This is a genomic window from Streptomyces yamdrokensis, from assembly GCF_053890455.1.
In genome coordinates this window covers 4,055,565-4,078,984 of sequence record NZ_CM132679.1, presented here as the reverse complement: position 1 = coordinate 4,078,984, position 23,420 = coordinate 4,055,565, and the positions used below count along the sequence as shown (strand labels likewise).

The following is a 23,420-nucleotide window of genomic DNA, read 5'->3' as shown; positions in this document are numbered from 1 at the left end:
TGCCCCGCAGGCCGTCCCCGACCTGCCTGCCCTGCCTGCCCTGCCTGTCGTGCCCGCCCGCGCCGGCGTGCTCGCGCCGGCCGAGGCGTCAGCCCTCCTGGGGGCCACCGGTCTCCTTCTCGTCCGCCGCCGCCTCGGTGCCCTCCTCGGCCGGCTTGCCCGGCTGGGCACCCGGCTGCGGCTCGGCGACGGCCACCCGCGCGGGGCGGATGGTGCGCTCGCCGATGCGGTACCCGGGCTGCAGGATCGCCACGCACGTCGTCTCCGTGACGTCCGGGGCGTAGGAGTGCATCAGGGCCTCGTGGATCGTCGGGTCGAAGGGCTCGCCCTCCTTGCCGAACGTCTGCAGGCCCAGCTTCGCCACGGTCGCCTCCAGCGACTCGGCGACGGACTTGAACCCGCCGACCAGCTCGCCGTGCTCCCGCGCGCGGCCGATGTCGTCGAGCACGGGCAGGAAGTCGGTCATGAGGTTCACCGAGGCGAGTTCCTTGACCGCGATCCGGTCGCGCTCGACCCGGCGACGGTAGTTCTGGTACTCGGCCTGGAGCCGCTGAAGGTCGGCGGTGCGCTCACCGAGCGCCGAACGCACCTGGTCCAGCTGGGCCACCAGACCCGCATCGGGACCCGAGTCCCCGGCCGGGGCCGCCGCCTCCTCCTCGGAGGGGCCGGCGGCCTTCGGCTCGGCGTCATCGGCCGGAACGCCTGAGGGGACGTCGGGCTGCTGCGACTGTTCGTCGAAGCCCGGGGTCTCCTCGGTCACGCCGCACCGTCCTTACGTTCGTCGTCCACGATCTCGGCGTCGACCACGTCGTCGTCCGCCTTGGCCCCGCCGGCGCCCGCGTCGGCTCCGGCAGCGCCGCCCGCGGCCTGGGAGGCCTGCGCGTCGGCGTACATGGCCTGGCCCAGCTTCTGGGAGACGGCCGCGACCTTCTCCGTGGCGGTGCGGATCTCGGCGGTGTCGTCGCCCTTGAGCTTCTCCTTCAGCTCGGCGACGGCCGACTCGACCTCGGTCTTGACCTCGCCGGGGACCTTGTCCTCGTTGTCCGTGAGGAACTTCTCGGTCTGGTAGACGAGCTGCTCGCCCTGGTTGCGGGACTCGGCGGCCTCGCGGCGCTGGTGGTCCTCCTCCGCGTACCGCTCGGCCTCCTCACGCATGCGGTCGACCTCGTCCTTCGGGAGCGAGGAGCCGCCGGTGACGGTCATCTTCTGCTCCTTCCCGGTGCCGAGGTCCTTCGCCGTGACGTGCATGATGCCGTTGGCGTCGATGTCGAAGGAGACCTCGATCTGCGGGACGCCGCGCGGCGCCGGCGGCAGACCGGTCAGCTCGAACATTCCGAGCTTCTTGTTGTACGCCGCGATCTCGCGCTCACCCTGGTAGACCTGGATCTGCACCGACGGCTGGTTGTCCTCGGCCGTGGTGAAGATCTCGGAGCGCTTCGTCGGGATCGTGGTGTTGCGCTCGATCAGCTTGGTCATGATGCCGCCCTTGGTCTCGATACCGAGGGACAGCGGGGTGACGTCGAGCAGCAGGACGTCCTTGACCTCGCCCTTGAGGACACCGGCCTGGAGCGAGGCGCCGATGGCGACGACCTCGTCCGGGTTCACACCCTTGTTGGCCTCCTTGCCGCCGGTCAGCTCCTTGACGAGCTGGGCGACGGCGGGCATACGGGTGGAGCCACCGACGAGAACGACGTGGTCGATCTCGGACAGCGCGATACCGGCGTCCTTGACCACGTTGTGGAACGGCGTCTTGCAGCGCTCGAGCAGATCCGCGGTCAGCTGCTGGAACTGGGCGCGGGTCAGCTTCTCGTCGAGGTGCAGGGGGCCCTCGGCGGAGGCGGTGATGTAGGGCAGGTTGATCGTGGTCTCGGTGGACGAGGACAGCTCGATCTTGGCCTTCTCAGCGGCCTCACGCAGGCGCTGGAGCGCCATCTTGTCCTTGCCCAGGTCCACGCCGTGCCCGGACTGGAACTGCTTGACCAGGTAGTCGACGACGCGCTGGTCCCAGTCGTCACCACCGAGGTTGTTGTCACCGTTGGTGGCCTTCACCTCGACGACACCGTCGCCGATCTCGAGCAGCGAGACGTCGAACGTACCGCCACCGAGGTCGAAGACCAGGATGACCTGCTCGTCCTTGTCGAGGCCGTACGCCAGGGCGGCGGCCGTCGGCTCGTTGACGATGCGCAGCACGTTCAGACCGGCGATCTCGCCGGCTTCCTTGGTCGCCTGGCGCTCCGCGTCGTTGAAGTACGCCGGGACGGTGATGACCGCGTCGGTCACCTTCTCGCCCAGGTACGCCTCGGCGTCCCGCTTCAGCTTCTGGAGCACGAAGGCGCTCATCTGCTGCGGGTTGAAGTCCTTGCCGTCCAGGTTGATCTTCCAGTCGGTGCCCATGTGGCGCTTGACCGACCGGATGGTCCTGTCGACGTTGGTCACGGCCTGACGCTTGGCCACCTCACCGACCAGCACCTCGCCGTTCTTCGCGAAGGCGACGACGGAAGGCGTGGTCCTGGCGCCCTCGGCGTTGGTGATGACGGTGGGCTCACCGCCTTCCAGAACGCTGACGACGGAGTTAGTCGTGCCCAGGTCGATGCCGACCGCACGTGCCATTTCGATTCCTCCAGCTGACTTGAGTGGAACAGACTCAAGCATGCCTGACGTCCGGCGCGGGGTCAACAGAGGTGAGTCAGCCGGACTCAACTCTTATCCACTCCTTACGCGCAACCAGGCGCCGACCTGCTGTTCCGTGGAGCTCCACGGGCGGGCGAGGTGGGAACCACCCCTCGGGAGCGAAGGTCGCCGGCGTCGCCAGTGGCGCCATCCGCGACAGCGGGACAAGGATGGCGACGGCACCGGGAGCATGGGCGACACCGCGCGAAGGCGCCGCACGAAGACGCTCACGGGCCACCACCGCGGGCCACCGTGGACCGCCGCGGGTCGCCATCACAGCGGCACGCAAACGCGAGCGTGCGTCACGGATATAGGTTAGTGGCGTATGCCCCGCTTTGGAGGTCGCCATGCGGCCGCATCCGGGGCGCCTGCCAAGGCAAGCCTCAGCGACCCAGATCACCCCGTACCCGGCTACAGTGCGACCGGGGTTGGGGGTAGTCTCAGACGGACCGCATAAGTTACCGCTTAGTAATGTCGGGAATCCCGTGGCAGGAGCCCCCGACCAAACCCTCGCAGGCCCGAGGAGCCCCCATGCAACTCGCCGCGATCATCGTGTCGCTGGTCCTGACCGTGGTCGGCGTTGCCCTGCTCGCACGCGCGATCGGCCAGTTCGTCCGGTACTTCAAGCTGGGCCAGCCGGTCCCGGCCGGCACCCGGACCGACAATCCCTACCAGCGCAGTGTGACCCTGGTGAAGGAGTTCCTCGGCCACACGCGCATGAACCGGTGGGGCATCGTCGGCATCGCCCACTGGTTCGTGGCCGTCGGCTTCCTGACGCTGCCGCCCACCCTCGCCCAGGCCTTCGGCCAGCTCTTCCAGGCCGACTGGGTGCTGCCGGTCATCGGCGGCTTCCTGCCGTTCGAGATGTACATCGAGTTCATCGGCGTGATGACCGTGCTCGGCATCGCCGTGCTCATCGTCGTCCGGCTGCTGAGCCTGCCGTCACGTCCGGGCCGCAAGTCCCGCTTCACCGGTTCCAAGTCGGGCCAGGCGTACTTCGTCGAGTACGTCATCCTCACCATCGGCCTCGCCATCTACGTGCTGCGCGGCCTGGAGGGCGCGCTGCACCACGTGGACGGTTACGAGGCGGCGTACTTCGCCTCGTACCCGCTGGTGCTCGCCTTCGACGGCCTGTCCGTCGAGACGCTGCAGAACCTGGTCTACCTGGTCGCCATGATCAAGATCGGGACCTCGTTCGTGTGGATGATCGTGGTCTCGCTGAACACCAACATGGGTGTGGCCTGGCACCGCTTCCTCGCCTTCCCGAACATCTGGTTCAAGCGCGAGGCCGAGGGCGGCACCGCGCTGGGCGCCCTGCAGCCGATGACGTCGGGCGGCAGGCCGATCGACTTCACCGACCCCGGCGACGACGACGTCTTCGGCGTCTCCCAGGTCGAGCAGTTCTCCTGGAAGGGCCTGCTGGACTTCTCCACCTGCACCGAGTGCGGGCGCTGCCAGTCGCAGTGCCCCGCCTGGAACACCGGCAAGCCGCTCTCCCCCAAGCTGCTGATCATGTCGCTGCGCGACCACGCGCACGCCAAGGCCCCGTACCTGCTGGCCGGCGGCGGCAAGACCATGGAGGGCGAGGAGAAGGCGTCCGCCGAGGCTCTGAAGGACGTGCCGGCGGCGGCGCTGGCCGAGGCCGGGCGCCCGCTGATCGGCACCCTGGAAGCCGCGTCCGACAGCGGCCTCGCCGCGGGCGGCGTCATCGACCCCGACGTCCTGTGGTCCTGCACCACCTGCGGCGCCTGCGTCGAGCAGTGCCCGGTGGACATCGAGCACGTCGACCACATCGTCGACATGCGCCGCTACCAGGTGATGATCGAGAGCTCCTTCCCGTCCGAGGCGGGCACGATGCTCAAGAACCTGGAGAAGAAGGGCAACCCCTGGGGCCTGGCCAAGAAGCAGCGCCTGGAGTGGACCAAGGAGGTCGACTTCGAGGTCCCGGTCGTCGGCAGGGACCTCGAGGACCTGTCCGAGGTCGAGTACCTGTACTGGGTCGGCTGCGCCGGCGCCCTCGAGGACCGGGCCAAGAAGACCACCAAGGCCTTCGCCGAACTGCTGCACATCGCGGGCGTCAAGTTCGCGATCATGGGCGGCGACGAGAAGTGCACCGGTGACTCCGCCCGCCGCCTCGGCAACGAGCCCCTGTTCCAGGAGCTCGGCATGGAGAACGTCATGTCGCTGAACATGGCCTTCGGCGAGGAGACGGACGACGAGGGCAAGGTCACCGAGGAGACGAAGAAGCCCAAGTCGGCCAAGAAGATCGTCGCCACCTGCCCGCACTGCCTCAACACCCTCGGCAACGAGTACCCGCAGCTCGGCGGCGACTACGAGGTCATCCACCACACCCAGCTGCTCCAGCACCTCGTCGACGAGGGCAAGCTGATCCCGGTCACCCCGGTCGAGGGCCTCATCACCTACCACGACCCGTGCTACCTGGGCCGGCACAACAAGATCTACACGCCTCCGCGCGAGATCATCGCCAGTGTCCCGGGCCTGCGCAACGAGGAGATGCACCGCCACAAGGAACGCGGCTTCTGTTGCGGCGCCGGCGGCGCGCGGATGTGGATGGAGGAGCGGATCGGCAAGCGCATCAACGACGAACGCGTCGACGAGGCCCTCGCCCTGAACCCCGACATCGTCTCCACCGCCTGCCCGTTCTGCCTCGTCATGCTGACCGACTCGGTCAACGGCAAGAAGGCTGCGGCCGAAAGCGGCTCCGCCACGGGCGTCAAGCCCAAGGCGTCCATCCAGGTCGTGGACGTCGCCCAGCTCCTGCTGGAGTCCGTCAAGACGCCGCTGGACCCGGCGGGCGAGGCGGAGAGCGAGAACACCCCGGAGCCCGAGCCGGTGAAGTAACCGGCCCCAGGTCACTCCCCCTCGCTCCCTCGCTCCTTCAGCGCCCCGTCCCGGCTCCGGCCGGTGGCGGGGCGCTGTACGTCGTCCCGGGGTGTCCGTCCCGGGACGACCACGTGGTGCGGGACGGCGGCCTCACGCCCGTCGGCACCTGCCTACGCCCGTCACGCCCCCCGCCCACTTTCGCCATGTCCACGTACAACCCTCCCCGCCCCTCACCGGTCTCCTTGTCGGTGATCACCGGGTGATCACCGGGTGATTGCCCAGCGACCGCCCGGTGAACTCGTGCCCCGTCCAGGACGAGCACGGGTGAATCACCGCATCGGCACGGGACGCCGCAGCCGGCGGCCGTCCCGCACAGGGCAGGAGACCCATGCGCAAGAAGCTCAGCATCACCCTGGCGACCGCCACCGCGGCCGCGCTCACCGGCGGCCTGCTCGTCACGGCCGGGCCCGCGGCCGCCGCCACGGGCCTCGACAGCGACTTCAACGGCGACGGCTACCGGGATGTCGCCGTCACCGCCCCCCTCGCCTCCGTCAACGGCAAGTCCAAGGCCGGGGTCGTCACCATCCTGTACGGCTCCCCGGGCGGCGCGGGCGCCAAGAGGATCCAGACCCTCAGCCAGAACAGCGCCGGCGTACCGGGTGCCGCCGAGACGGGCGACCAGTTCGGCGCCCACACCGCCCCCGGCGACTACAACGGCGACGGCTACGCCGACCTGGCCGTGGGCGCGCCGGGCGAGGACGCCGGCTCGGACACCGACGGCGGCACCGTGGTCATCCTGTGGGGCGGTTCCGGCGGCCTGTCCGGCGGCACCACGGTCTCCGACCCGGCCCGCTCCACCCACGACTGGTTCGGCCAGGTGGTCGCGGCCGGCGACTACAACGGCGACGGCCGCGACGACCTCGCGATCGCGTCCGACATCAACAAGGTGGACATCTACCGCGGCGGCTTCACCAAGTCGGGCTCCACCGGCGGCCGCTACAGCGTCACGGCCCCCATCCTCAAGGTGAAGGGCCTGGACATCTTCAACCTCACCCCGGGCGACATCGACGCCGACGGCCGTACCGACCTGGTCGTGGACGGCTACGAGGGCGACAGCGACGGCGAGTACTCGTACAACGCCAACTACTGGCTGCCCGGCTCCTCCTCCGGTGTGAGGACGTCGGGCGCGCAGAAACTGCCCGCCGGGGTCATCTCCGACATCGGCGACGTGGACGGCGACGGCCTCGGCGACATCGTCATCGGCAACCGGTGGGACAGCGGCAGCAACAGCGCGGGCACGTCCAAGGGCGGGGCCGTCGAGATCGTCTACGGGACGTCGTCCGGCCCCGACGGCGCCGCCGAGACCATCAGCCAGAACACGGCCGGCGTGCCCGGCAGCAACGAGACCGGAGACAGCTTCGGCTACGAGGTCTCCCTCGGCGACATCAACGGCGACGGCCACGACGACCTCGTCGTCGGCGCGCCGGGCGAGGACCTGGACGGGGTCGAGGACGCCGGCATGGTCTCCGTGATCTACGGCTGGAGCGGCGGCCTCCGCGACACCGGCTCCCAGGCCCTGGACCAGAACACCCCGGGCGTCCCCGGCGGCGGCGAGGAGGGCGACGGCTTCGGCGGCGAGGTCCTCCTCTCCGACGTCACCGGCGACGGAAAGGCCGACCTCACGGTCGGACTCCCCTGGGAGAACGCGAACAACGGCTACGCCGTCGTCTTCGACTCCGACGGCACGAAGATCGACCCCGCCGGACGCGGCATCGGTCTGACCCCTGCCGGCATCTCCTCGGCCGGCACCCCGCTGTTCGGCTTCCACATCAACGGCTGACGCCGGCTCCGTCCTCGACCGACGGCCGGTCCGTCCTGCGTAGGACCGCACCCCTACGCAGGAGGGAGGGCGAAGCTGACTCCCCCTTAGGGGATGTCACAGCTCGGCAGCAAAGCCGGGCCCGAAACCCCTGGCCCGGCGCACGGCTCGCCGGGACCAGGTACGTTCGACAACGTGGCTGGATTCAGGATCGGACGAGGCCGGGACAACAACGGCGCTCCTCACGCGCGACCGCAACACCCCCCGTACGGACAGCAGACGCCGCCGGGGCCGTCGTACGGCTCCCCGCAGGCGCCTCAGCCGTACCCGCCCCAGCAGCCGTCCTACGGCAGAGGCGGCAACGGGGGTGGCGGCAATGGTGGCGGCAACGGGGGCGGCTGGCCGCAGATGAACCGCGGCCCGGGCGGACCGGGCGGCGGCTACGGCGGCCCGCACGGCCCCGGGCGCGGCGGCGGACACGGCGAGCCCGAATACTTCGGCGACGGCGGCGCGTACCCTCCCGGCTCCCACGCCCCGCACTCCCCCCATGCCCCGCACGACCCGTACGCGGCCAACAATCCGGGCCACACCCAGGCCTTCCAGATCAACGACGACCACTACCACGGCGACGCGGCCCCCCCGCCGGGCCCGGTGGGGCCCCGGCTGCGCTGGAAGGACCTGCTCAAGGGCATCGTCACCGCCCCCGACCGGACCTTCCTGCAGATGCGCGACTACACGGTGTGGGGCCCCGCCCTCGTCGTGACCTTCCTCTACGGCCTGCTCGCGGTCTTCGGCTTCGACGGCGCCCGCGAGGAGGCGATCAACGCCACCATCACCAACGCCATACCCATCGTCCTGATGACGGCCGTGGCGATGGTGATCAGCTTCCTCATCCTGGGCGTGGTCACCCACTCCCTGGCCCGCCAGCTCGGCGGCAACGGGAACTGGCAGCCCACGGTCGGCCTGTCCATGCTGATCGCGTCCCTCACGGACGCCCCGCGCCTGATCCTGGCGATGTTCGCGAGCGGCGACGCCACCTTCGTCCAGATCGTCGGCTGGGCCACCTGGGTCGCGGGCGGCGCGCTCCTCACCCTGATGGTCAGCCGCTCCCACGACCTCCCCTGGCCGAAGGCCCTGGGCGCCTCGGCGATCCAGCTCCTGGCCCTGCTGTCACTGATCAAGCTGGGCACGCTGTAGGGCGGCGAGCAGTACATGAGGAAGGGGGCTCCCGACGGGGAGCCCCTTTCCTGCTTCTCGCTGCTGCCTGCTGCCTGCTGCCTGCTGCCTGCCGGCCTACGCGTCGAGAACCTGCCCGGCCCTCTTGACGACGGGCGGCTGCACGGACCACGGAAAGTCGATCCACTCGTCGGTCCGCTTCCAGACGTACTCGCACTTCACCAGCGACTGCGTCTTCTCGTACACGACGGCGCTGCGCACCTCGGCGACGGTGTCGAGGCAGAAGTCTCGGACGAGCTTGAGCGTCTTGCCGGTGTCGGCGACGTCGTCGGCGATCAGGACCTTCTTGTCGGTGAAGTCGACGAGGTTGGGCACGGGCGCCAGCATGACCGGCATCTCCAGCGTCGTCCCCACGCCGGTGTAGAACTCGACGTTCACGAGATGAAGGTTCTTGCAGTCGAGGGCGTAGGCGAGCCCGCCGGCGACGAAGACACCGCCACGGGCGATGCTCAGCACGACGTCGGGCCGATACCCGTCGTCGGCGATGACCTGCGCGAGCTCACGCACGGCGACACCGAACTGCTCGTACGTGAGCTTCTCCCGCACGCCGCTCACACCTGGGTCCGGTGGAAGTTGAGGAAGGACCGCGAGGCGGTGGGCCCCCGCTGCCCCTGATACCGGGACCCGTACCGCTCACTGCCGTACGGGAACTCGGCGGGCGAGCTGAGCCGGAACAGACACAGCTGGCCGATCTTCATACCGGGCCAGAGCTTGATGGGGAGCGTGGCGAGGTTCGACAGCTCGAGGGTCACGTGCCCGGAGAAGCCGGGGTCGATGAACCCGGCGGTCGAGTGCGTGACGAGCCCCAGCCGCCCCAGCGAACTCTTCCCCTCGAGCCGCGACGCGAGATCGTCGGGGAGTGCGATGACCTCGTACGTGCTGGCCAGCACGAACTCACCGGGATGCAGGATGAACGGCTCGTCCCCCTCCGGCTCGACGAGCCGGGTCAGATCGGCCTGCTCGATGGAGGGGTCGATGTGCGGGTACCGGTGATTCTCGAACACCCGGAAGAAGCGGTCGAGGCGCACGTCGACACTGGACGGCTGCACCATGGATTCGTCGTAGGGATCGATCCGTACCCGCCCGGCGTCGATCTCGGCCCGGATGTCCTTGTCTGAGAGAAGCACTCCCCGAGGATACGCAAGGCGCGCAGGCCGGCCACCATCGCTCCGCCCCACGCGCCCACGCCCCAGGTGTACCGCTCCGGCCCGCCGACCGGTCTCACGACCGGCGGCGGGCCGGACCCGGCCCTGCCGCTCTACCGCTTCTCGTGAACCACCGGTACGACGCTGCGAAGCCGCGCACAGCGCGGACAACGCAGCAACCGACCGGGGCCGAGTCGCTCGGCCTGCTGCATCGGGAACGAGGTGGCGGCGAATACGTGCCCATCGGCACAGCGGACGACGGTGCGCTGCATCAAGTCCAAGAGTCCCTTCCCCAAGTACCGCGTATGGCTTCCTGCCCTGACGACAAATGCCACGTTACGGGATCAAGGAGACGGCCCTGCGGGCGGCACTCCACACCCGCCCACCCTCGCCCAGGGCCCCACCGTACGCCCCAACTTCAGCCCTCCGCACCCGCTTCCACCCCTGAAGCACCATCAGGCCCCCGGGTACGGGAAACACCGGGGACCTGGCATGGGGTAGAGTGGGCGAGCATCCGGACACCGGTCGAGGCCGACGTTCTGGATCACAAGCGGGTGTAGTTTAATGGTAGAACATCAGCTTCCCAAGCTGAGAGCGCGAGTTCGATTCTCGTCACCCGCTCCACGCGAAACCCCCAGGTCACAGGCCCGGGGGTTCTTTGTTGCGCCGTGATCAGTTGCCGTGTGCCACAAGCGCGCCGGATCCGCACCACAACGGCAGCTGCGGCCGAGATCACCGCGAGCTCAGCAAGAAACACCGGCACCATGCGGTCAAGCCTGCCGGAGACCCCCCGCGGCTTCGGCCAGCTGGTGCACTCCGGCCGCGATCAACCGTGCCACGCTCAGCGGTGAACAGAGCGAGGCGGTCGACACCATCGGGACCGACCAGTAGGAGACGGTCCTGTGCTCCGGGACGTCGACGACGTCCAAGCGCGGCACGCCGAGGTAGGTTCCCCGGCCCAGGCAGGCCACGTCATGCGCGCGCCAGTCCTCCGCGGCATCCCGCCACGTCGCAGGGACACCGGCCGGGACCAGCGCGTAGTAGCGGGGGCCGTTCGGGTCACAGATCACCGGGCCGCCACCGAGGGCGTCATCGAGGAAGGCGTCGGCCTCCTTCGGGTCGGCACTGGCCGTCACGGCTTGCACCAGACAACCAGGGATCCGGACTGCCGAGAACAGCGTGCCGAGGGGAAGCAACGCGATCCCCTGCTCCTGCCACTCCACCCGGGTTCGGCTGGGCGCCGAGTGGCGGGACAGCAGCCAGTGCTCGAGGGCCAGCCGATGGTCGGCACCGGGACAGACGAACACGCCCGGGTCCGTTGCAACCGACACAGACGGTCCCTGAGATCCCGGCTCGGGCGTTTGCGCCACTTCTCCTGCACGTTCTGTAGTCACGCGGTCATGATGGGTTCCCTGAAGGAGGCGGGACCAGGCCGCATCCACGACGCACTAGGCCGCTGGCCGGAAGATCTGGGATTCACCACGCCCCCCGGCTGGATCCGCCCCGAGCGCCACGAGGAGGAACACGTGAAACGCCGCGCGTTCGTCTCCGTCACCGCAGCCGCGCTCGTCGCCGGACCCGTCGCTCCACAGCACGTGGACCCCGCCCTCATCGACTACTTCCGGCAATAGCTCGAAGGCCACTATCGCGCGGACATGCTTCTTGGTCCGCACGACCTGATCGGCACGGTCTCCGCCCAGTACCAGCTCATCGACAAGCTGGTCCGCTCCGCGAAGGGCGAGACCCGGCGCGGTCTGCTCCGCATCGGAGCGGCTTACGCGGCCCTGGTCGGCTGGCTGTACCAGGACGCCGGCGACATGGAGGGCGCGGCCTTCTGGCGCGGCGTCACCCAGGAAATCGCCGTACGATCCAGAGAACCGCACCTGATCGGCTACGCCCTGGTCAACCAGGCACAGGTCCGCACCGATCTCGGTGACGGCCACGCGGTCGTCGACCTGTGCGAGGCCGCCCTTGAGAACTCGCAGCGTCTGGTTCCGAAGGTACGCATCATGGCCATGCAGCAGCAGGCCCATGGCGCCAGCCTCACCGGCGATCGGACCGCGGTCGACCGGCTGATCGACCAGGCCGATGGTCTACTCGCACGCGTCGACGACGACCTTCCCTGGGGCAACGCCTGCCGCCGCACACCGGGTTACTTGGAAGTGCAACGCGCGACCTGCTACGGACGCCTCGGCCTCGGTCGAGAGGCCGTCTCCCTCTGGGACGAGGTCCTCGCCGTCATCCCCGAAACCGCCCGGCGGGACCGAGGGGTATACCTCGCACGGCACGCCACCGCTGCTGCCGAGGCAGGCGACCCCGACCGCGCGCTGGAGATCGTCCGGACGGCGGTGGACATCGCCGTGGAGACCGGATCCGCCAGACTGCATCGTGAGTTGGGTGCATTCCAGCGGGCGATGCGGCCATGGCAGGAGGCCGCGGTCGGCCAGAATGTGCGAGAGGTCCTGACGCCTGTGACCGAAGGGAGATGAGAGTGGCAGAAGCACCGGTGCCACTGACCGAGGACGCAATCGAATCCGCCCTGCACAAAGTACCCGGGTGGCACCGCCAAGGCGACGAGATCACCCGCACGTTCGCCATCCGCTATCACGGCGGCGTCGCGATGATCGTCCACGTCGCCGACGTCGAGCGCCTCATCGGCCACCACGCGGACATCGACCTACGGTGGGGACGGGTCCGGTTCGCCATCACCACGCACGACGCCGGTCACAAGCTGACAACCGCCGACTTCGACCTGGCCCACCGAATCGACACCATCGCCCAGGCCCACGGCGCGACCCCACTTGACGGCTGACCACAAGCTCCCCGGATCCCGTGAGTTACAACTTCCTTCACCTTAGATTCAACCGGTCGGAGCAACAGTGCTGGTTGAGGACGGTTTACGTGGCGAGACTGGGTCGGCCGGGGATGTCGGACGAGATGAAGGCCGACTTGTGGCGGCGGTGGAGGTCCGGGGAATCGATCAGCGTCATCTCGAGACAGATCGGCAAGCCGCCCGGCTCGGTGTTCACCGTCCTCAAGCACCACGGAGGAATCGCTCCCATACCCCGTAAGGCGCGCCCCGGAAGCTTGAGCATGGGCGAGCGGGAGGAGATCTCACGCGGGCTTTGTGCCGGAGAGTCCTACCGGGTGATCGCCGGCCTGCTGGGCCGTGCGGTGTCGACGATCAGCCGCGAAGTCAACAACAACGGTGGACGCGACGTTTACCGGGCAATCGCTGCGCAGGAACGGGCGCTTGACCGCGCCCGGCGGCCGAAGCAGTGCCTGCTTGCCCGCAGGCCCGCGCTGAGGGAGATGGTGCTGCGTCTGCTGAGGGAGGAGTGGTCGTCGGAACAGATCGTCGGCCACTTGCGTCGGCGCCATGGTGACGACCCGGGGGTGGAGATCAGCCACGAGACGATCTACCGATCGGTCTACACCACCCGCTGGAAAGTGATCCCTCGAGAATTGTGCAAGCGCCTGCGAACTGGCCGCCCGATCCGGAAGAACAAGCGCCACACGGTGAAGGGACAGTGGCGCTCACAGATCACCGATGCGCGGCCGATCGAGGAGCGGCCCCAGGCGGCGGAGGACCGCAGCGAGTTCGGGCATCTGGAGGGTGATCTGGTGATCGGCTCGAACAACAGCCAGGTCGCCACGCTGGTCGACCGGAAGTCACGGTTCCTCACGGTCGTGAAACTCGCCAGCCGCCACACCACCGTAGTTGTTCCCGCTCTGGCCGAGACCTACGAACGCATGGGCCCGCGACTACGCGGCACGCTGACTTGGGATCGCGGCATGGAACTGGCAGCCCACAAGCGGTTCACCGCCGACACCGGCGTCGACGTGTTCTTCGCAGCCCCGCGCAGCCCCTGGCAACGTGGCACCAACGAGAACACCAACAAGCTGCTCCGGCAGTACCTGCCCAAAGGCACGAACCTGTCGACGTTTCAGTCAAGACGATCTTGACGCCATCGCGATGAAGCTCAACAACCGTCCGCGCAAGTGCCTGGGATTCCGCACACCAGCCGAGAGTGTTGCCTTGACCGGTTGAATCTAAGCGGGGCGGTTCAGACCTTCTCCGCACCCAGGCGCGGATGCTCGGCAGTGAGCAGCCCGATGTCTTCCACGTCCGAAGTCAGGATCGTCACCCGGCCGGGATGCTGCAGGGCGGTCGCGCACAGCATGGCGTCGATGGCGTACTTGTGACCGTGCAGCCCCGCTGCACGCAGCAAAGCGGCAGCGGATTGCGCGAGGGCTTGGGTCACCGGCTCGACGCTCAGGCGGGACAGGGTCCACTTCAGTGCGGCGTCGTTGATCTTCGGGTGGATCACTTCGACCAACACGGCAGCCGAGGTGACCACTGGCAGGTCAGCGTCACGAGCCGCCGTCAGCCACTCATGGATCTCCCGATCCCGCTGTACGGCTTTTGCCAGGCCCTCGCTGTCCAGAACCAGGGCACCGCTCACGCAGCCACCCCGGCGTTCGAGGCGCCTCCGGTCAGCCGGGCGCGTTTGGCCGCCACGGCCGCGGGGTCGGCCGGGCCGTGCACCTCGTCGAAGTCCGCGATCAGCTCGTCCAGGTGGTCGCGCTCGATCTGGCGCTGGGCCGCCTTCTCCAGGTAGGCCGAGACGCCTCGCTTGCCGACCCGCTCACGGATCGCCTGCAGCGTTCCGGCGGTCAGGGTGACGGAGATACCACTGGTGGGGCCATCGCCGGGCGGGAAGTCGATGTCGTCGTCAGTCACACGTCGAGTATGCCATTGAATATGGCATAGCACGCAGCAAGTGCACAGGCCGCTGGGCGGATGACGAGGGAATCCGGCGCGGAGGATGGCGGGCTGTGCAGCAGCAACGCCACCTCAACGGCTGATCTGCGCATGGGGCGGACCGTGCGGAATCGCCTCCGACGGCGCAGACCTCGACCCTTTCCGGAAGTCCGTGCCCTCCGCGTGCCCGTAAGGGCGGGAAACCACGGTCAACAGCGGTGCCATCCGACCCACGCAACCACCTCGAGCTACAGCTATCCATGCTCTTCAGAGCTACGGAGCCCATCCAAGCGCCGTCGCTTCCCAAGCTGAGAGCGCGAGTTCGATTCTCGTCACCCGCTCCATGAAGAAGGCCAGGTCAGAGACCGGGGCCTTTGTGCTGTGCGTGGTCGTCAGTCGTCGCGTGCCAGATCCGTGCCAGAAGGCTCGGCGGGCAGTCTGCCGGTCGCTGCGGCTCTGGCCTTCCGGACGGTGGCGGCGAGGCCGGCGGCGACCTCTTCCTGTCGCTCGCCGTCGGAGTGCCGATAGATGAGCGCGGCCTCCTCGGAGGACTGACCGGCGCGGACCATGGTGTCCTCGAGGGTGGCGCCGGACCGGGTCGAAAGCGTGTGTCCGGTGTGCCGGAGGCCGTAGAAGCGGAAGCCTTCCGGCATGTCGACGGTCTCCCTGGCCTTCCGTCACCGTCGCCCGAAGGTGCTGCACCGGAAGGGGGCGCCCCTCTCACCGACGAAGAGGAGCCCGTCAGGCCCCGGCTCGGCGAACGACTGAAGATGCCATCGCAGCTCTCGGTGGAGGAACGCGGGAAGGATCACAGTCCGGGTTCCGGGTTCCGACTTGGTGTCGCCCTGGACACGTCACCCGTTCATCCGTTCCGGCCCGGCGAGGCGCACGCGGACACGAGGGACGGTGATCTCGTCCGGGTCCAGGTCCACGAAGGCGGTCAGGTGCTTGTCGAGGAGGTACCGGTAAAGGTCCTGAGTGAGCGAGGCCGGTTCCCGTTCCTCCACCCACTTGTCCGCGTAGGCACGGAAGCTCACCGCGCCCGCTTCGGGGTCCCGTCACTCGCCCCGGTGGGTCCCGGTCTGCTTCTCGGCAAGCCAGTCGTCGGCGTCCGCCGTCGTCTCGAAGGTGAAGGGAGCCGGGCGCATGACGCCGTCCGGGCCCGGACAACGGGCCTGGTGCCGGCCGGAGGGAAGCCGCCTGATCGATCCGAAGTGACGCCGCCGCCCCTTGTCGTTCGCCGCGGTTGCACCGTGTGCGAGTCGATGGACTCCATTACGGCGCTCTCGGGGATGCGGACGTGCCGGCCGACCTTCACGTACCGGATGCGCCGCTCCTCGGTGAGTCGCCGGGGAAGCGGAGAGTCGTGCCGAGCAGTTCGGTGACCTGGTCGACGGACAGGTAGAGGTCATTCATGTGGTCGGCTCTCCTTCCGTGCCGGGGGTGGGCTCGGGGTGTCGCCGCCTTCCGGGCCGTCGAGGCGGATGACCGCGTGGAAGTGGACGGCAGAAGGCGCGGCAGTACGAGACTTCCGGTTCGCGCCGCATCCAGATTCTGCCGACGGGAGTCTCCGTTGTCGCGTCGTCGGACCGTCCAGTTGGTTTCCGCTGCGCTCTTCGAGATGCACGACGAATGGAGCGCCCCACCTCTCCGCCCCCGAAGACTATATGGGTGATATCTACCGTAAGCTCTCTTTTAGTTCCTCCGCGCTACCCAACGCACCGAAATGCAACCGTCAGTTGATTCCCCACACCATGACGAGGGACACTATCTGGCAGATGCGTGTTCCCGACCGAGTGGCACTCGCTTCAGTATCCTCCCGTGCACGTAACCGGAGGTCATTTACCCAGGGATTACTGGGCAGTTGACCTCAGGGTTTCGTGATAACGTCATTGTTCGGAGGGACAGTGCAACCTGAAAGGGAAATCGTGAACACGGAGAAGATCACCGCTCGCCGCCTCTCACTGGAAGAGGTGACGAAGCTCGGCGTAAAGGACAGGATCTTCGTCTCCGCCGACACGGCAGAACTCAAGCTTCCCGACTGCTATGCCCCTGCTTTTCTGACCAAGCCCGGCGAGAGTTTCGAGGGCGGCTCGATCACGGCGAGAACCGTATTCCAAGAAGAGGTATCCTGCCTTCCCGACGACGAGAATGAAGCCGGGATTTACTTGGCCGACGAGAACGGCCCGGTGACCATCGAGGTCCTCCAGTCCGCCGGTGTCGTGCTGGACCTGGCACTTTTCGTCCCCAATGGGGACAGGGGGGCCCTCACGGCCCTTTACGCTGCGGCCCGGCAGGCGTTCGGCGCCGACATCGTGCAGATCTGGCGCCAGGGCCTCAAGGAGGTTCCCGACGTGAAGGTCGACATCTTCGAGGAGCAGATTCCCCGGGGGCGCAAGGGGAGCGACAGCCCCAAGCGTGACCGTCGCGCGATCGACACCTACCCCACCCGTGCGGACTTCATCGAGTTCTCCGCGGGATGGAAGCCGGTCGTTGCGATTCACAGGCCGGTTGTTGACGACACCCCGACCATCTGAGAGGGCGTTTGAAGTGGGCAACTTGCCGTTTACGTCCTAGTACGTTCCTCGCCAGGTGGGTGTCGTCTCGTCCGTTATGCGCCTGGTGAGGTTGCCGATCGAGGCGATGTGGATCATGGCCTCGGAGCTGGTGGTGAGGGTCTCGTAGTCGCGGGCGAGGCGGCGGTGCATCATGAGCCAACCGATACTCCGCTCGACCACCCAGCGCCTTTTTACGATCTGAAAGCCGCGGGTCTCCGGGTTCCTGTTGACGACTTCGACATCGATTCCGAGGCGGGCGCCGTGCTCGACGACAGCGTTCTTGAAGCCGGTGTCGACCCAGCTCTTGGAGAGGGTCGGGTACGTCTCCTTCGCCTGGTCGAGGAGACGGATTCCCAGGGCGTTCTCCGACAGGCTGGCGGCGGTGACGGTAACGGCGAGGATGAGGCCGATCGTGTCGGTGAGGATGCCGCGCTTCCGACCGACGATCTTCTTCGCGGCGTCCGTTCCCTGGCTGGTCACGGGCACGTTGGTGGAAGTCTTCACGCTCTGGGTGTCGATCACGGAGGCGGTCGGTTCAGGCTTGCGCCCTTCCTTCACGCGGGCCAGTCCGGTCAGGTCGTAATTGAGCCGGGCGAAGATTCCTTCGTCGCGCCAGGCCGCGTAGTAGGCATAGACGGTGCCGTGGTTCGGGAAGTCATGTGGAAGGTATTTCCAGGGGATTCCCGTGCGGTTCACGTAGAGGATCGCGTTGAAGACGTCGCGTAAATCGACTTTGGCCGGCTGCCCGGTTGGCCTGCGGTCGAGCCGGGCCTTTCTCCAGGCCGTCAACGTCGGCTCGATCAGGGCCCATCGGGCGTCGGACAGGTCGCTGGGGTACGGCTTGCGCTCGCTCACGACGTAGCGTGATCATGAGCGAGGCGGAATGTTCGATTCCGCTGTTCATTGGGCGATTCCACGGCAACTTCAAACCAGACGGACTTCCAGGCATGGAAGCGAACGAGACGGATGGCTGAGCATCCGCCCTGGAGACCGCCATTCGCCACCTACGGGATGAAGGCCCCCAAAGCAGGGCAGGGGCGAGAGCCGCATTTAGGGCTTAACCTGCATAAACGCCCTCTGAGGAGGCGTTACCTCTCGGTTTCGACCGAGAGGTAACGCCGAGACCGCAGCGCCGGACCCGGTCGACCCCTGAGCGGCTCGGGGAGCCGTCGGAAAACAACTCACGAACGCCGAAGCGTCGTTCCAGCGGAGCTTGCGCAGGAGCCGCCGACCTTTCAGGGTTGCCATGGCGCGTTCGCCGAGGCTGCGGATCCTGGCGTGGTCCTGGTTGTGACGCCGGCGCCAGCCGCGCAGATTCCTGCCCCGGAACGGGACGCGGACGGCGGGACTCGCACCCTGGTACGCCTTGTCCGCCCAGCACTTGATGCCGTCGGCGGCCAAAGTGGCCGGGATGTCGTGGGTCCGGGCCGCGGTCAGGTCGTGTGTGGCTCCCGGCAGCGCGTCCGATGCCCAGATCAGGCGTCCGGCCGGGTCGGCGAGCACCTGCACGTTCGTGCCGTGGTGCTTCTTCTTGCCCGAGCAGTACGGGCGGTCGGCGGCGATGCGGTCGATCAGCAGCAGCGTGCCGTCGAGGACGACGTACGCCTTGCTGCGGACCGTGTCCATGGCCTGCTCCAGTGCCGGAGCGAGCGGGGCCAGGAGGTCGGCGGCCTCACGTATGTAGCGGTAGACCGTCGCGATTGCGATGCGGAAACCCGCCGCGAGGCGGGCACAGGCGTCACCGCAGCGCAGGTGCGCGGGGACGGGACGAGCAGGGCTGCCGGCAGTGCGGGAGCGTGATCGCGTCGGTGGAGCTCACGCCCTCGTGGCGGGAGCAATGACAGGCGGCAGGAAGCGTCGGCCGAGCCGTAGACAGTACGCCTGGCTTCAACGGGATCGGGCCCGCCGCACAGTGTCCGGGAGGCGTGTCATGACTGCCGAGATGGTGGCCCCGGCGTGGATGCACGAGCAGATCACGGCGGAGCAGTACGAGTCCTGGTCCGAGGAGCAGTGCGCCGGCATCGAGATCGTGGACGGAATGGTCGTCGTGAGCCCTAGCTGTTCTGTCCGGGGAGGTTGTGGACGGGTGAGGCAGGTCTCGGTTGAGGGATCCTGAACAGGTGAGGGCCTTCCGGGTTCGGTGTGGATTGCGACGTCTGCACCGACCAGAAAGGCCCTCGTGGTCCACCGCAATACACCCCTGACCGAGACCGGCCGGCTGCGTCTGGCCCGCTGCGTGGTCGAGGACCGCTGGCCGTTGCGGCGGGCCGCCGAGCGTTTCCAGGTCTCACCCACCACGGCCCAGCGATGGGCCGAGCGCTACCGGCAGTTCGGCGAAGCCGGGATGTCCGACCGTTCCTCCCGCCCGCACAACAGTCCCGGACGGACACCGACCCGGACCGAACGCCGGATCATCAAGGTCAGGCTCCTGCGCCGCTGGGGACCGGCCCGCATCGCCCACCTGCTGGGCTGGTGCCCTCCACCGTCCACCGGGTCCTCGTCCGCTACCGACTGGCCCGCCTCACGCACCTGGACCGCGCGACCGGCCGGACCATACGCCGCTACGAACGTGACAGGCCCGGCGAGCTGGTGCATGTGGACATCAAGAAGCTCGGCAACATCCCCGGCGGCGGAGGCCACAAGGCCCTGGGCCGGCAGGCCGGTCGCAAGACGCGGTCCGGGGCCGGCTGCAGCTACCTGCACACCGCCGTCGACGACCACTCCCACCTCGCCCACAGCGAGATCCTCACCGACGAGCGCAAAGAGACCGCCGCCGCCTTCTGGATCCGCGCCCACGCCTACTTCACCAGCGCAGGGATCACCGTCGAGCGCGTCCTGACTGGGGTTTCCCCCAGCGTCGCTGTCCACCGAGTAGTGGACAGCAGGTTCAACCGAGTACCTCTGTCCGGTAACCGACCTGGTCAACAAGGCTCTCGGGCATGAAAACATTCTCTGTGAGCATGGCTCGCTGGAGCGCGCGGCACCCCTGGCGGGCGATCGTCGGCTGGCTGGTGTTCGTGGCGTTGTGCCTGGGGGCCGGCAGCGCTGTCGGTACGAACAGCGCGAGCACCGCGGACTACCGGGTCGGTGAGGCCGGCCGCGCCGAGGCCCTGGCCGCCGAAGGACACCTGGAACGCGGATCCACCGAGCAGGTGCTGATCTCCGCCAGGTCGGGCGCTCTCGACCGGGCCGCCGCACAAGCCGCCGCGAAGGACCTCACCGCCCGGATGAAGCGGCTGCCCGATGTCGCGGGCGTGGCCGCCCCGCTGCTCTCCGACGACCGCGCGATCCTCATGGTCGAGGTGGCGCTGAAGGGCGAGGAGCGGGACGCGAAGGACAAGGTCGACGCGCTCGTGGAGCAGACCGCGGCGGTGCAGCGGAGCCATCCCGGCCTTCTCCTCGAGGAGACCGGAAGCCCTTCCATCAGCAAGGGAGTCGGCCAGCAGCGCAGCGACGACCTGGCGCTCTCCGAGGCGATCACCCTTCCGGTCACGCTGATCACGCTGATGGTCGTGTTCGGGTCGGTCACCATGGCCGGGGTGCCGCTGCTGCTGGCGCTGTCGTCGATCGCCGGGGCGATGGGGCTCTCCATGGTCGTCTCACACCTCTCCCCCGACGCCGGGGTCGGCACGAACGTCATCCTGATGATCGGCCTCGCGGTCGGCGTCGACTACACGCTCTTCTACCTCAAGCGTGAGCGCGAGGAGCGGGCCCGCTCCGGCGGCCGGCTCGGCTCGGAGGCACTGGTGGAACTGGCGGCCGCCACCTCGGGCCGGGCGGTCGTGGTCTCCGGGCTCGCGGTCGTCGCCTCCACCGCGACGCTGTACCTGGCCTCCGACGTGATCTTCTCCTCGCTCGCGACCGGCACCATTGTCGTCGTCCTGGTCTCGGTGGCCAGTTCGCTGACGGCCCTGCCCGCGCTCCTCGTCAAGCTCGGGAAGCGGGCGGAACGCAGGGAACTGCGGCGAGCACAGAGCGGGAAGCCCGTCCGCCGGGTGAAGGGGCGGGGAGCCGACGGCCGGATATGGGCCGCGCTGCTGCGGCCCGCCACCCGGCACCCCCTGGCCACCCTGTGCGTCTCGGTCCTCGGTCTGCTGGCGCTCGTCACACCGCTCGCCGGACTGAAGATCACGGAGATGAGCCGGGACACGCACTCCCGCGACATCCCCGCGATGCGCGTGTACGACCGGCTCAACGAGGCGTTCCCCGAGCAGCGGGTCACCCACCAGGTCGTCGTACGCGCCGATGCCTCGCAGACCGCGGAGGTCACCTCGGCCCTGCGCGAGACGGCCCGACTCGCCGACGCCGATCGGTTGTTCGCCGGCGCCTCACGGATACGGACGTCGGCCGACCACCGGACCAGCGCCCTCGAGCTGAAGGTGCCCCACCTAGGCAACTCCGATCAGGCGTACGCCTCCCTGGACCGCCTGCGGGACGACTACCTGCCCGCCACCGTGGGCCGGGTCGACGGAGCCGAGTTCGGTGTGAGCGGCGACGTCGCCCGCTACGCCGACTATCCCGCCCACCAGAACGGCAAGCTCCCGCTGGTCCTCGGCGCGCTGCTCCTGGTGACGTTCGCGATGACCGTGTACGCCTTCCGCTCGGTGGTGCTCGGCCTGATCGGTGTCGTGCTGAACCTGCTGTCCGCGGCGGCGTCGCTGGGACTGCTCGTCCTGGTCTTCCAGGGGACATGGGCCGAGGGGCTGCTGGACTTCCACTCCACCGGATCGGTCGGATCGCGTGTCCCGCTCTTCCTCTTCGTGATCCTGTTCGGGCTCTCGATGGACTACCAGGTGTTCGTGGTGAGCCGGATCAGGGAGGCCGCGCTCGCCGGGGTCCCCACGCGTCAGGCGGTGCTCGACGGGATCCGCAGCTCGGCGAGCGTGGTGACCAGCGCCGCGGTCGTGATGACGACTGTCTTCGCGAGCTTCGTCTTCCTGCACATCATCGAGATGAAGCAGATCGGCTTCGTACTGGCGGCGGCCGTGCTGCTCGACGCCTTCGTCATCCGGATCATGGTGCTGCCGTCGGCGATGCTGCTGCTGGGCGAGGCGAGCTGGTGGCCCTCGCGCGGAGTGCGACGGGCGGCGGCCACCCTGCCGGAAAGCCCCGGAAAATACACCGACCGGCGCTCGGTGGCCGACGTACGTTGATCGGCATGACCGCTCTCGCCGGGCCCACCGCCGACGCCTTCTGGGCCGCATCACTGCGACGCTGGAACGCGGTGTGCTGGCTGCTGTTCGCCATGATGGCCGTCGGGCTCACCACCAACGACCGGCCCGGCGCGAGCAAGTACGCCGCGCTCGCGCTGCTGGGCAGTGTGGTGCTGTGCTACGCGGTCCTCGACCGCTTCCCGGACAACCCCGTCGTACGGCCGTACGTCTACCTCTCGGTGCTGGTGGTGGCGCTGGGCGGGCTCGCGTATCTGCGCGGCAACTACGCGGCGCTGTTCATGGTGACGCTGCCGCACTACTGGATGTTCGGGCGGACGCCGAAGGCGTCGATGGGATTCCTGGGGCTCGCCACGGCCGGCACCCTGATCGGAAGCGTCCTGCGGCAGGACGGCTGGTCGGCCGAGTTCTTCAGCGAGACGCTCGTGTCCACGCTGATCGTCGTCGCCGTGGGGGCGCTCATCGGGTTGTGGGCGCACTCGGTGGTCGCGCAGAGCACGGAACGAGCGCGGCTCATCGGAGAGTTGGAGCGGGCCCAGGCGCAGCTGTCCGAGGCGCACCAGCGCCAGGGCGCGGCGGACGAGCGGGAGCGGATGGCGCGGGAGATCCATGACACGCTCGCGCAGGGCTTCGCCTCGATCGTCGTGCTCGCGGAGGCGGCCCGGGCGGGGCTTCACTCCGACACGGCGCGCAGTGCCCAGCAGCTGCGGTCGATCGAGTCCACCGCGCGGGAGAACCTCGCCGAGGCACGGGAGCTGGTCGGCTCGGCGCAGCAGCCGGGACAGGCCGCCGCCGGTTCGGTGGCGCAGACGCTCCGCCGGACCCTGGACCGCTTCGCGGAGGACACCGGGCTCACCGTCGACGCCGATCTGCAGGAACTGGTGTGCGACCAGCAGACCCGGATCGCGCTGCTGCGCTGCACTCAGGAGTCCCTGGCCAACGTACGCAAGCACGCCCGCGCGTCCACGGTCGGCGTGGTGCTGGCGCGGCAGGCGTACGGGGTGGAACTGGAGATCACCGACGACGGGACCGGATTCGTGGTCGGGGAGTCGGCGGGCTTCGGTCTGGACGGGATGCGCAAACGGCTGGCGGAGCTGGGCGGGAGGCTGACGGTGACGAGTTCGACGGGTGACGGAACGCGGGTACTGGCGTTGATTCCCCTGGCTTCCCAGGCGCCGGGAGAGAGCGGGGCAAAGACGTGACCGGCCGGCG

Annotated in this window: 17 protein-coding genes, 1 tRNA gene and 6 pseudogenes; 13 read left to right on the top strand and 11 right to left on the bottom strand. The window is 68.5% G+C overall.

The features are described 5' to 3' along the window. Positions 1 to 88 precede the first annotated feature (88 nt). Both grpE and dnaK read right to left on the bottom strand, forming a co-directional pair. Positions 89 to 760, bottom strand: a complete 672-nt coding sequence (gene grpE, locus ACWZEH_RS18105) for a nucleotide exchange factor GrpE (protein ID WP_456192224.1) — start codon at positions 758 to 760, stop codon at positions 89 to 91. Next, positions 757 to 2,610, bottom strand: a complete 1,854-nt coding sequence (gene dnaK, locus ACWZEH_RS18100) for a molecular chaperone DnaK (protein ID WP_456192223.1) — start codon at positions 2,608 to 2,610, stop codon at positions 757 to 759. The genes grpE and dnaK overlap by 4 nt, the downstream gene beginning before the upstream one ends. Positions 2,611 to 3,201: 591 nt before the next feature. Here dnaK and ACWZEH_RS18095 point away from each other — a divergent pair. From ACWZEH_RS18095 to ACWZEH_RS18085, 3 genes are all read left to right on the top strand, one after another. Further along, on the top strand, positions 3,202 to 5,532 hold the full coding sequence (locus tag ACWZEH_RS18095) for a (Fe-S)-binding protein (RefSeq protein WP_456192222.1): 2,331 nt from the start codon (positions 3,202 to 3,204) through the stop codon (positions 5,530 to 5,532). A gap of 370 nt (positions 5,533 to 5,902) precedes the next feature. Next, on the top strand, positions 5,903 to 7,354 hold the full coding sequence (locus ACWZEH_RS18090) for an FG-GAP-like repeat-containing protein (protein ID WP_456192221.1): 1,452 nt from the start codon (positions 5,903 to 5,905) through the stop codon (positions 7,352 to 7,354). A gap of 93 nt (positions 7,355 to 7,447) precedes the next feature. Next, positions 7,448 to 8,530: a Yip1 family protein gene (locus ACWZEH_RS18085; RefSeq protein ID WP_456192219.1), complete on the top strand. Its 1,083-nt coding sequence runs from the start codon at positions 7,448 to 7,450 to the stop codon at positions 8,528 to 8,530. 96 nt (positions 8,531 to 8,626) lie between these two features. On the opposite strand, the gene ACWZEH_RS18080 is transcribed toward ACWZEH_RS18085, so the two are convergent. Continuing rightward, a complete protein-coding gene (locus ACWZEH_RS18080) occupies positions 8,627 to 9,124 on the bottom strand; it encodes a phosphoribosyltransferase (protein ID WP_456192217.1) in 498 nt (165 codons plus the stop codon). Continuing rightward, positions 9,121 to 9,696: a dCTP deaminase gene (dcd, locus tag ACWZEH_RS18075; protein ID WP_456192216.1), complete on the bottom strand. Its 576-nt coding sequence runs from the start codon at positions 9,694 to 9,696 to the stop codon at positions 9,121 to 9,123. The genes ACWZEH_RS18080 and dcd overlap by 4 nt, the downstream gene beginning before the upstream one ends. A 568-nt stretch (positions 9,697 to 10,264) precedes the next feature. Between dcd and ACWZEH_RS18070 the strand changes: the two genes are divergently transcribed. Further along, positions 10,265 to 10,338: transfer RNA gene (locus ACWZEH_RS18070), tRNA-Gly, on the top strand. A 146-nt stretch (positions 10,339 to 10,484) separates the two neighbouring features. Here the strand turns inward: ACWZEH_RS18070 and ACWZEH_RS18065 are convergent. Next, a complete protein-coding gene (locus ACWZEH_RS18065; RefSeq protein ID WP_456192215.1) occupies positions 10,485 to 11,045 on the bottom strand; it encodes a hypothetical protein in 561 nt (186 codons plus the stop codon). Between the two features lie 69 nt (positions 11,046 to 11,114). Here ACWZEH_RS18065 and ACWZEH_RS18060 point away from each other — a divergent pair, with 69 nt between their 5' ends. The 4 genes and pseudogenes from ACWZEH_RS18060 (at position 11,115) to ACWZEH_RS18045 (ending at position 13,765) form a co-directional block, all read left to right on the top strand. After that, positions 11,115 to 11,345 (top strand): hypothetical protein, encoded by a 231-nt coding sequence (locus tag ACWZEH_RS18060; RefSeq protein WP_456192213.1) that lies wholly within the window; start codon positions 11,115 to 11,117, stop codon positions 11,343 to 11,345. A gap of 24 nt (positions 11,346 to 11,369) precedes the next feature. Then, positions 11,370 to 12,203, top strand: coding sequence for an NsdA family TPR-like regulatory protein (locus ACWZEH_RS18055; protein ID WP_456192212.1), 834 nt, complete (start codon positions 11,370 to 11,372; stop codon positions 12,201 to 12,203). Between the two features lie 2 nt (positions 12,204 to 12,205). Continuing rightward, on the top strand, positions 12,206 to 12,526 hold the full coding sequence (locus ACWZEH_RS18050; protein WP_456192211.1) for a 4a-hydroxytetrahydrobiopterin dehydratase: 321 nt from the start codon (positions 12,206 to 12,208) through the stop codon (positions 12,524 to 12,526). A gap of 113 nt (positions 12,527 to 12,639) precedes the next feature. Further along, positions 12,640 to 13,765: pseudogene (locus tag ACWZEH_RS18045) on the top strand (IS30 family transposase). Positions 13,766 to 13,781: 16 nt separating this feature from the next. On the opposite strand, the gene ACWZEH_RS18040 reads toward ACWZEH_RS18045, so the two are convergent. The 4 genes and pseudogenes from ACWZEH_RS18040 to ACWZEH_RS18025 all read right to left on the bottom strand — a co-directional run. Continuing rightward, positions 13,782 to 14,180 (bottom strand): PIN domain-containing protein, encoded by a 399-nt coding sequence (locus ACWZEH_RS18040; protein ID WP_456192210.1) that lies wholly within the window; start codon positions 14,178 to 14,180, stop codon positions 13,782 to 13,784. Then, on the bottom strand, positions 14,177 to 14,458 hold the full coding sequence (locus ACWZEH_RS18035) for a hypothetical protein (protein WP_456192209.1): 282 nt from the start codon (positions 14,456 to 14,458) through the stop codon (positions 14,177 to 14,179). The genes ACWZEH_RS18040 and ACWZEH_RS18035 overlap by 4 nt, the downstream gene beginning before the upstream one ends. A 413-nt stretch (positions 14,459 to 14,871) precedes the next feature. Then, a pseudogene (locus ACWZEH_RS18030) lies at positions 14,872 to 15,684 on the bottom strand (hypothetical protein). Positions 15,685 to 15,722: 38 nt separating this feature from the next. Then, positions 15,723 to 15,895, bottom strand: a pseudogene (locus tag ACWZEH_RS18025) (excisionase family DNA-binding protein); the annotation flags it as partial. Positions 15,896 to 16,407: 512 nt separating this feature from the next. Here ACWZEH_RS18025 and ACWZEH_RS18020 point away from each other — a divergent pair. Beyond that, the gene (locus ACWZEH_RS18020) at positions 16,408 to 17,016 is read left to right on the top strand and encodes a hypothetical protein (RefSeq protein WP_456192208.1); all 609 of its coding nucleotides are present in this window, start codon (positions 16,408 to 16,410) and stop codon (positions 17,014 to 17,016) included. A 36-nt stretch (positions 17,017 to 17,052) separates the two neighbouring features. Here ACWZEH_RS18020 and ACWZEH_RS18015 read toward each other — a convergent pair whose 3' ends face one another. Next, a complete protein-coding gene (locus tag ACWZEH_RS18015) occupies positions 17,053 to 17,892 on the bottom strand; it encodes an IS5 family transposase (RefSeq protein WP_456192207.1) in 840 nt (279 codons plus the stop codon). Positions 17,893 to 18,243: 351 nt separating this feature from the next. Then, positions 18,244 to 18,843, bottom strand: a pseudogene (locus tag ACWZEH_RS18010) (transposase family protein); the annotation flags it as partial. A gap of 124 nt (positions 18,844 to 18,967) precedes the next feature. On the opposite strand from ACWZEH_RS18010, the pseudogene ACWZEH_RS18005 reads away from it, so the two are divergent. The 4 genes and pseudogenes from ACWZEH_RS18005 to ACWZEH_RS17990 all read left to right on the top strand — a co-directional run. Continuing rightward, a pseudogene (locus tag ACWZEH_RS18005) lies at positions 18,968 to 19,108 on the top strand (Uma2 family endonuclease); the annotation flags it as partial. 108 nt (positions 19,109 to 19,216) lie between these two features. Then, a pseudogene (locus ACWZEH_RS18000) lies at positions 19,217 to 19,878 on the top strand (helix-turn-helix domain-containing protein); the annotation flags it as partial. Between the two features lie 98 nt (positions 19,879 to 19,976). After that, positions 19,977 to 22,190: an MMPL family transporter gene (locus tag ACWZEH_RS17995; protein WP_456192206.1), complete on the top strand. Its 2,214-nt coding sequence runs from the start codon at positions 19,977 to 19,979 to the stop codon at positions 22,188 to 22,190. Between the two features lie 5 nt (positions 22,191 to 22,195). Further along, a complete protein-coding gene (locus tag ACWZEH_RS17990) occupies positions 22,196 to 23,410 on the top strand; it encodes a sensor histidine kinase (RefSeq protein ID WP_456192205.1) in 1,215 nt (404 codons plus the stop codon). The last annotated feature ends 10 nt before the right edge of the window (positions 23,411 to 23,420 follow it).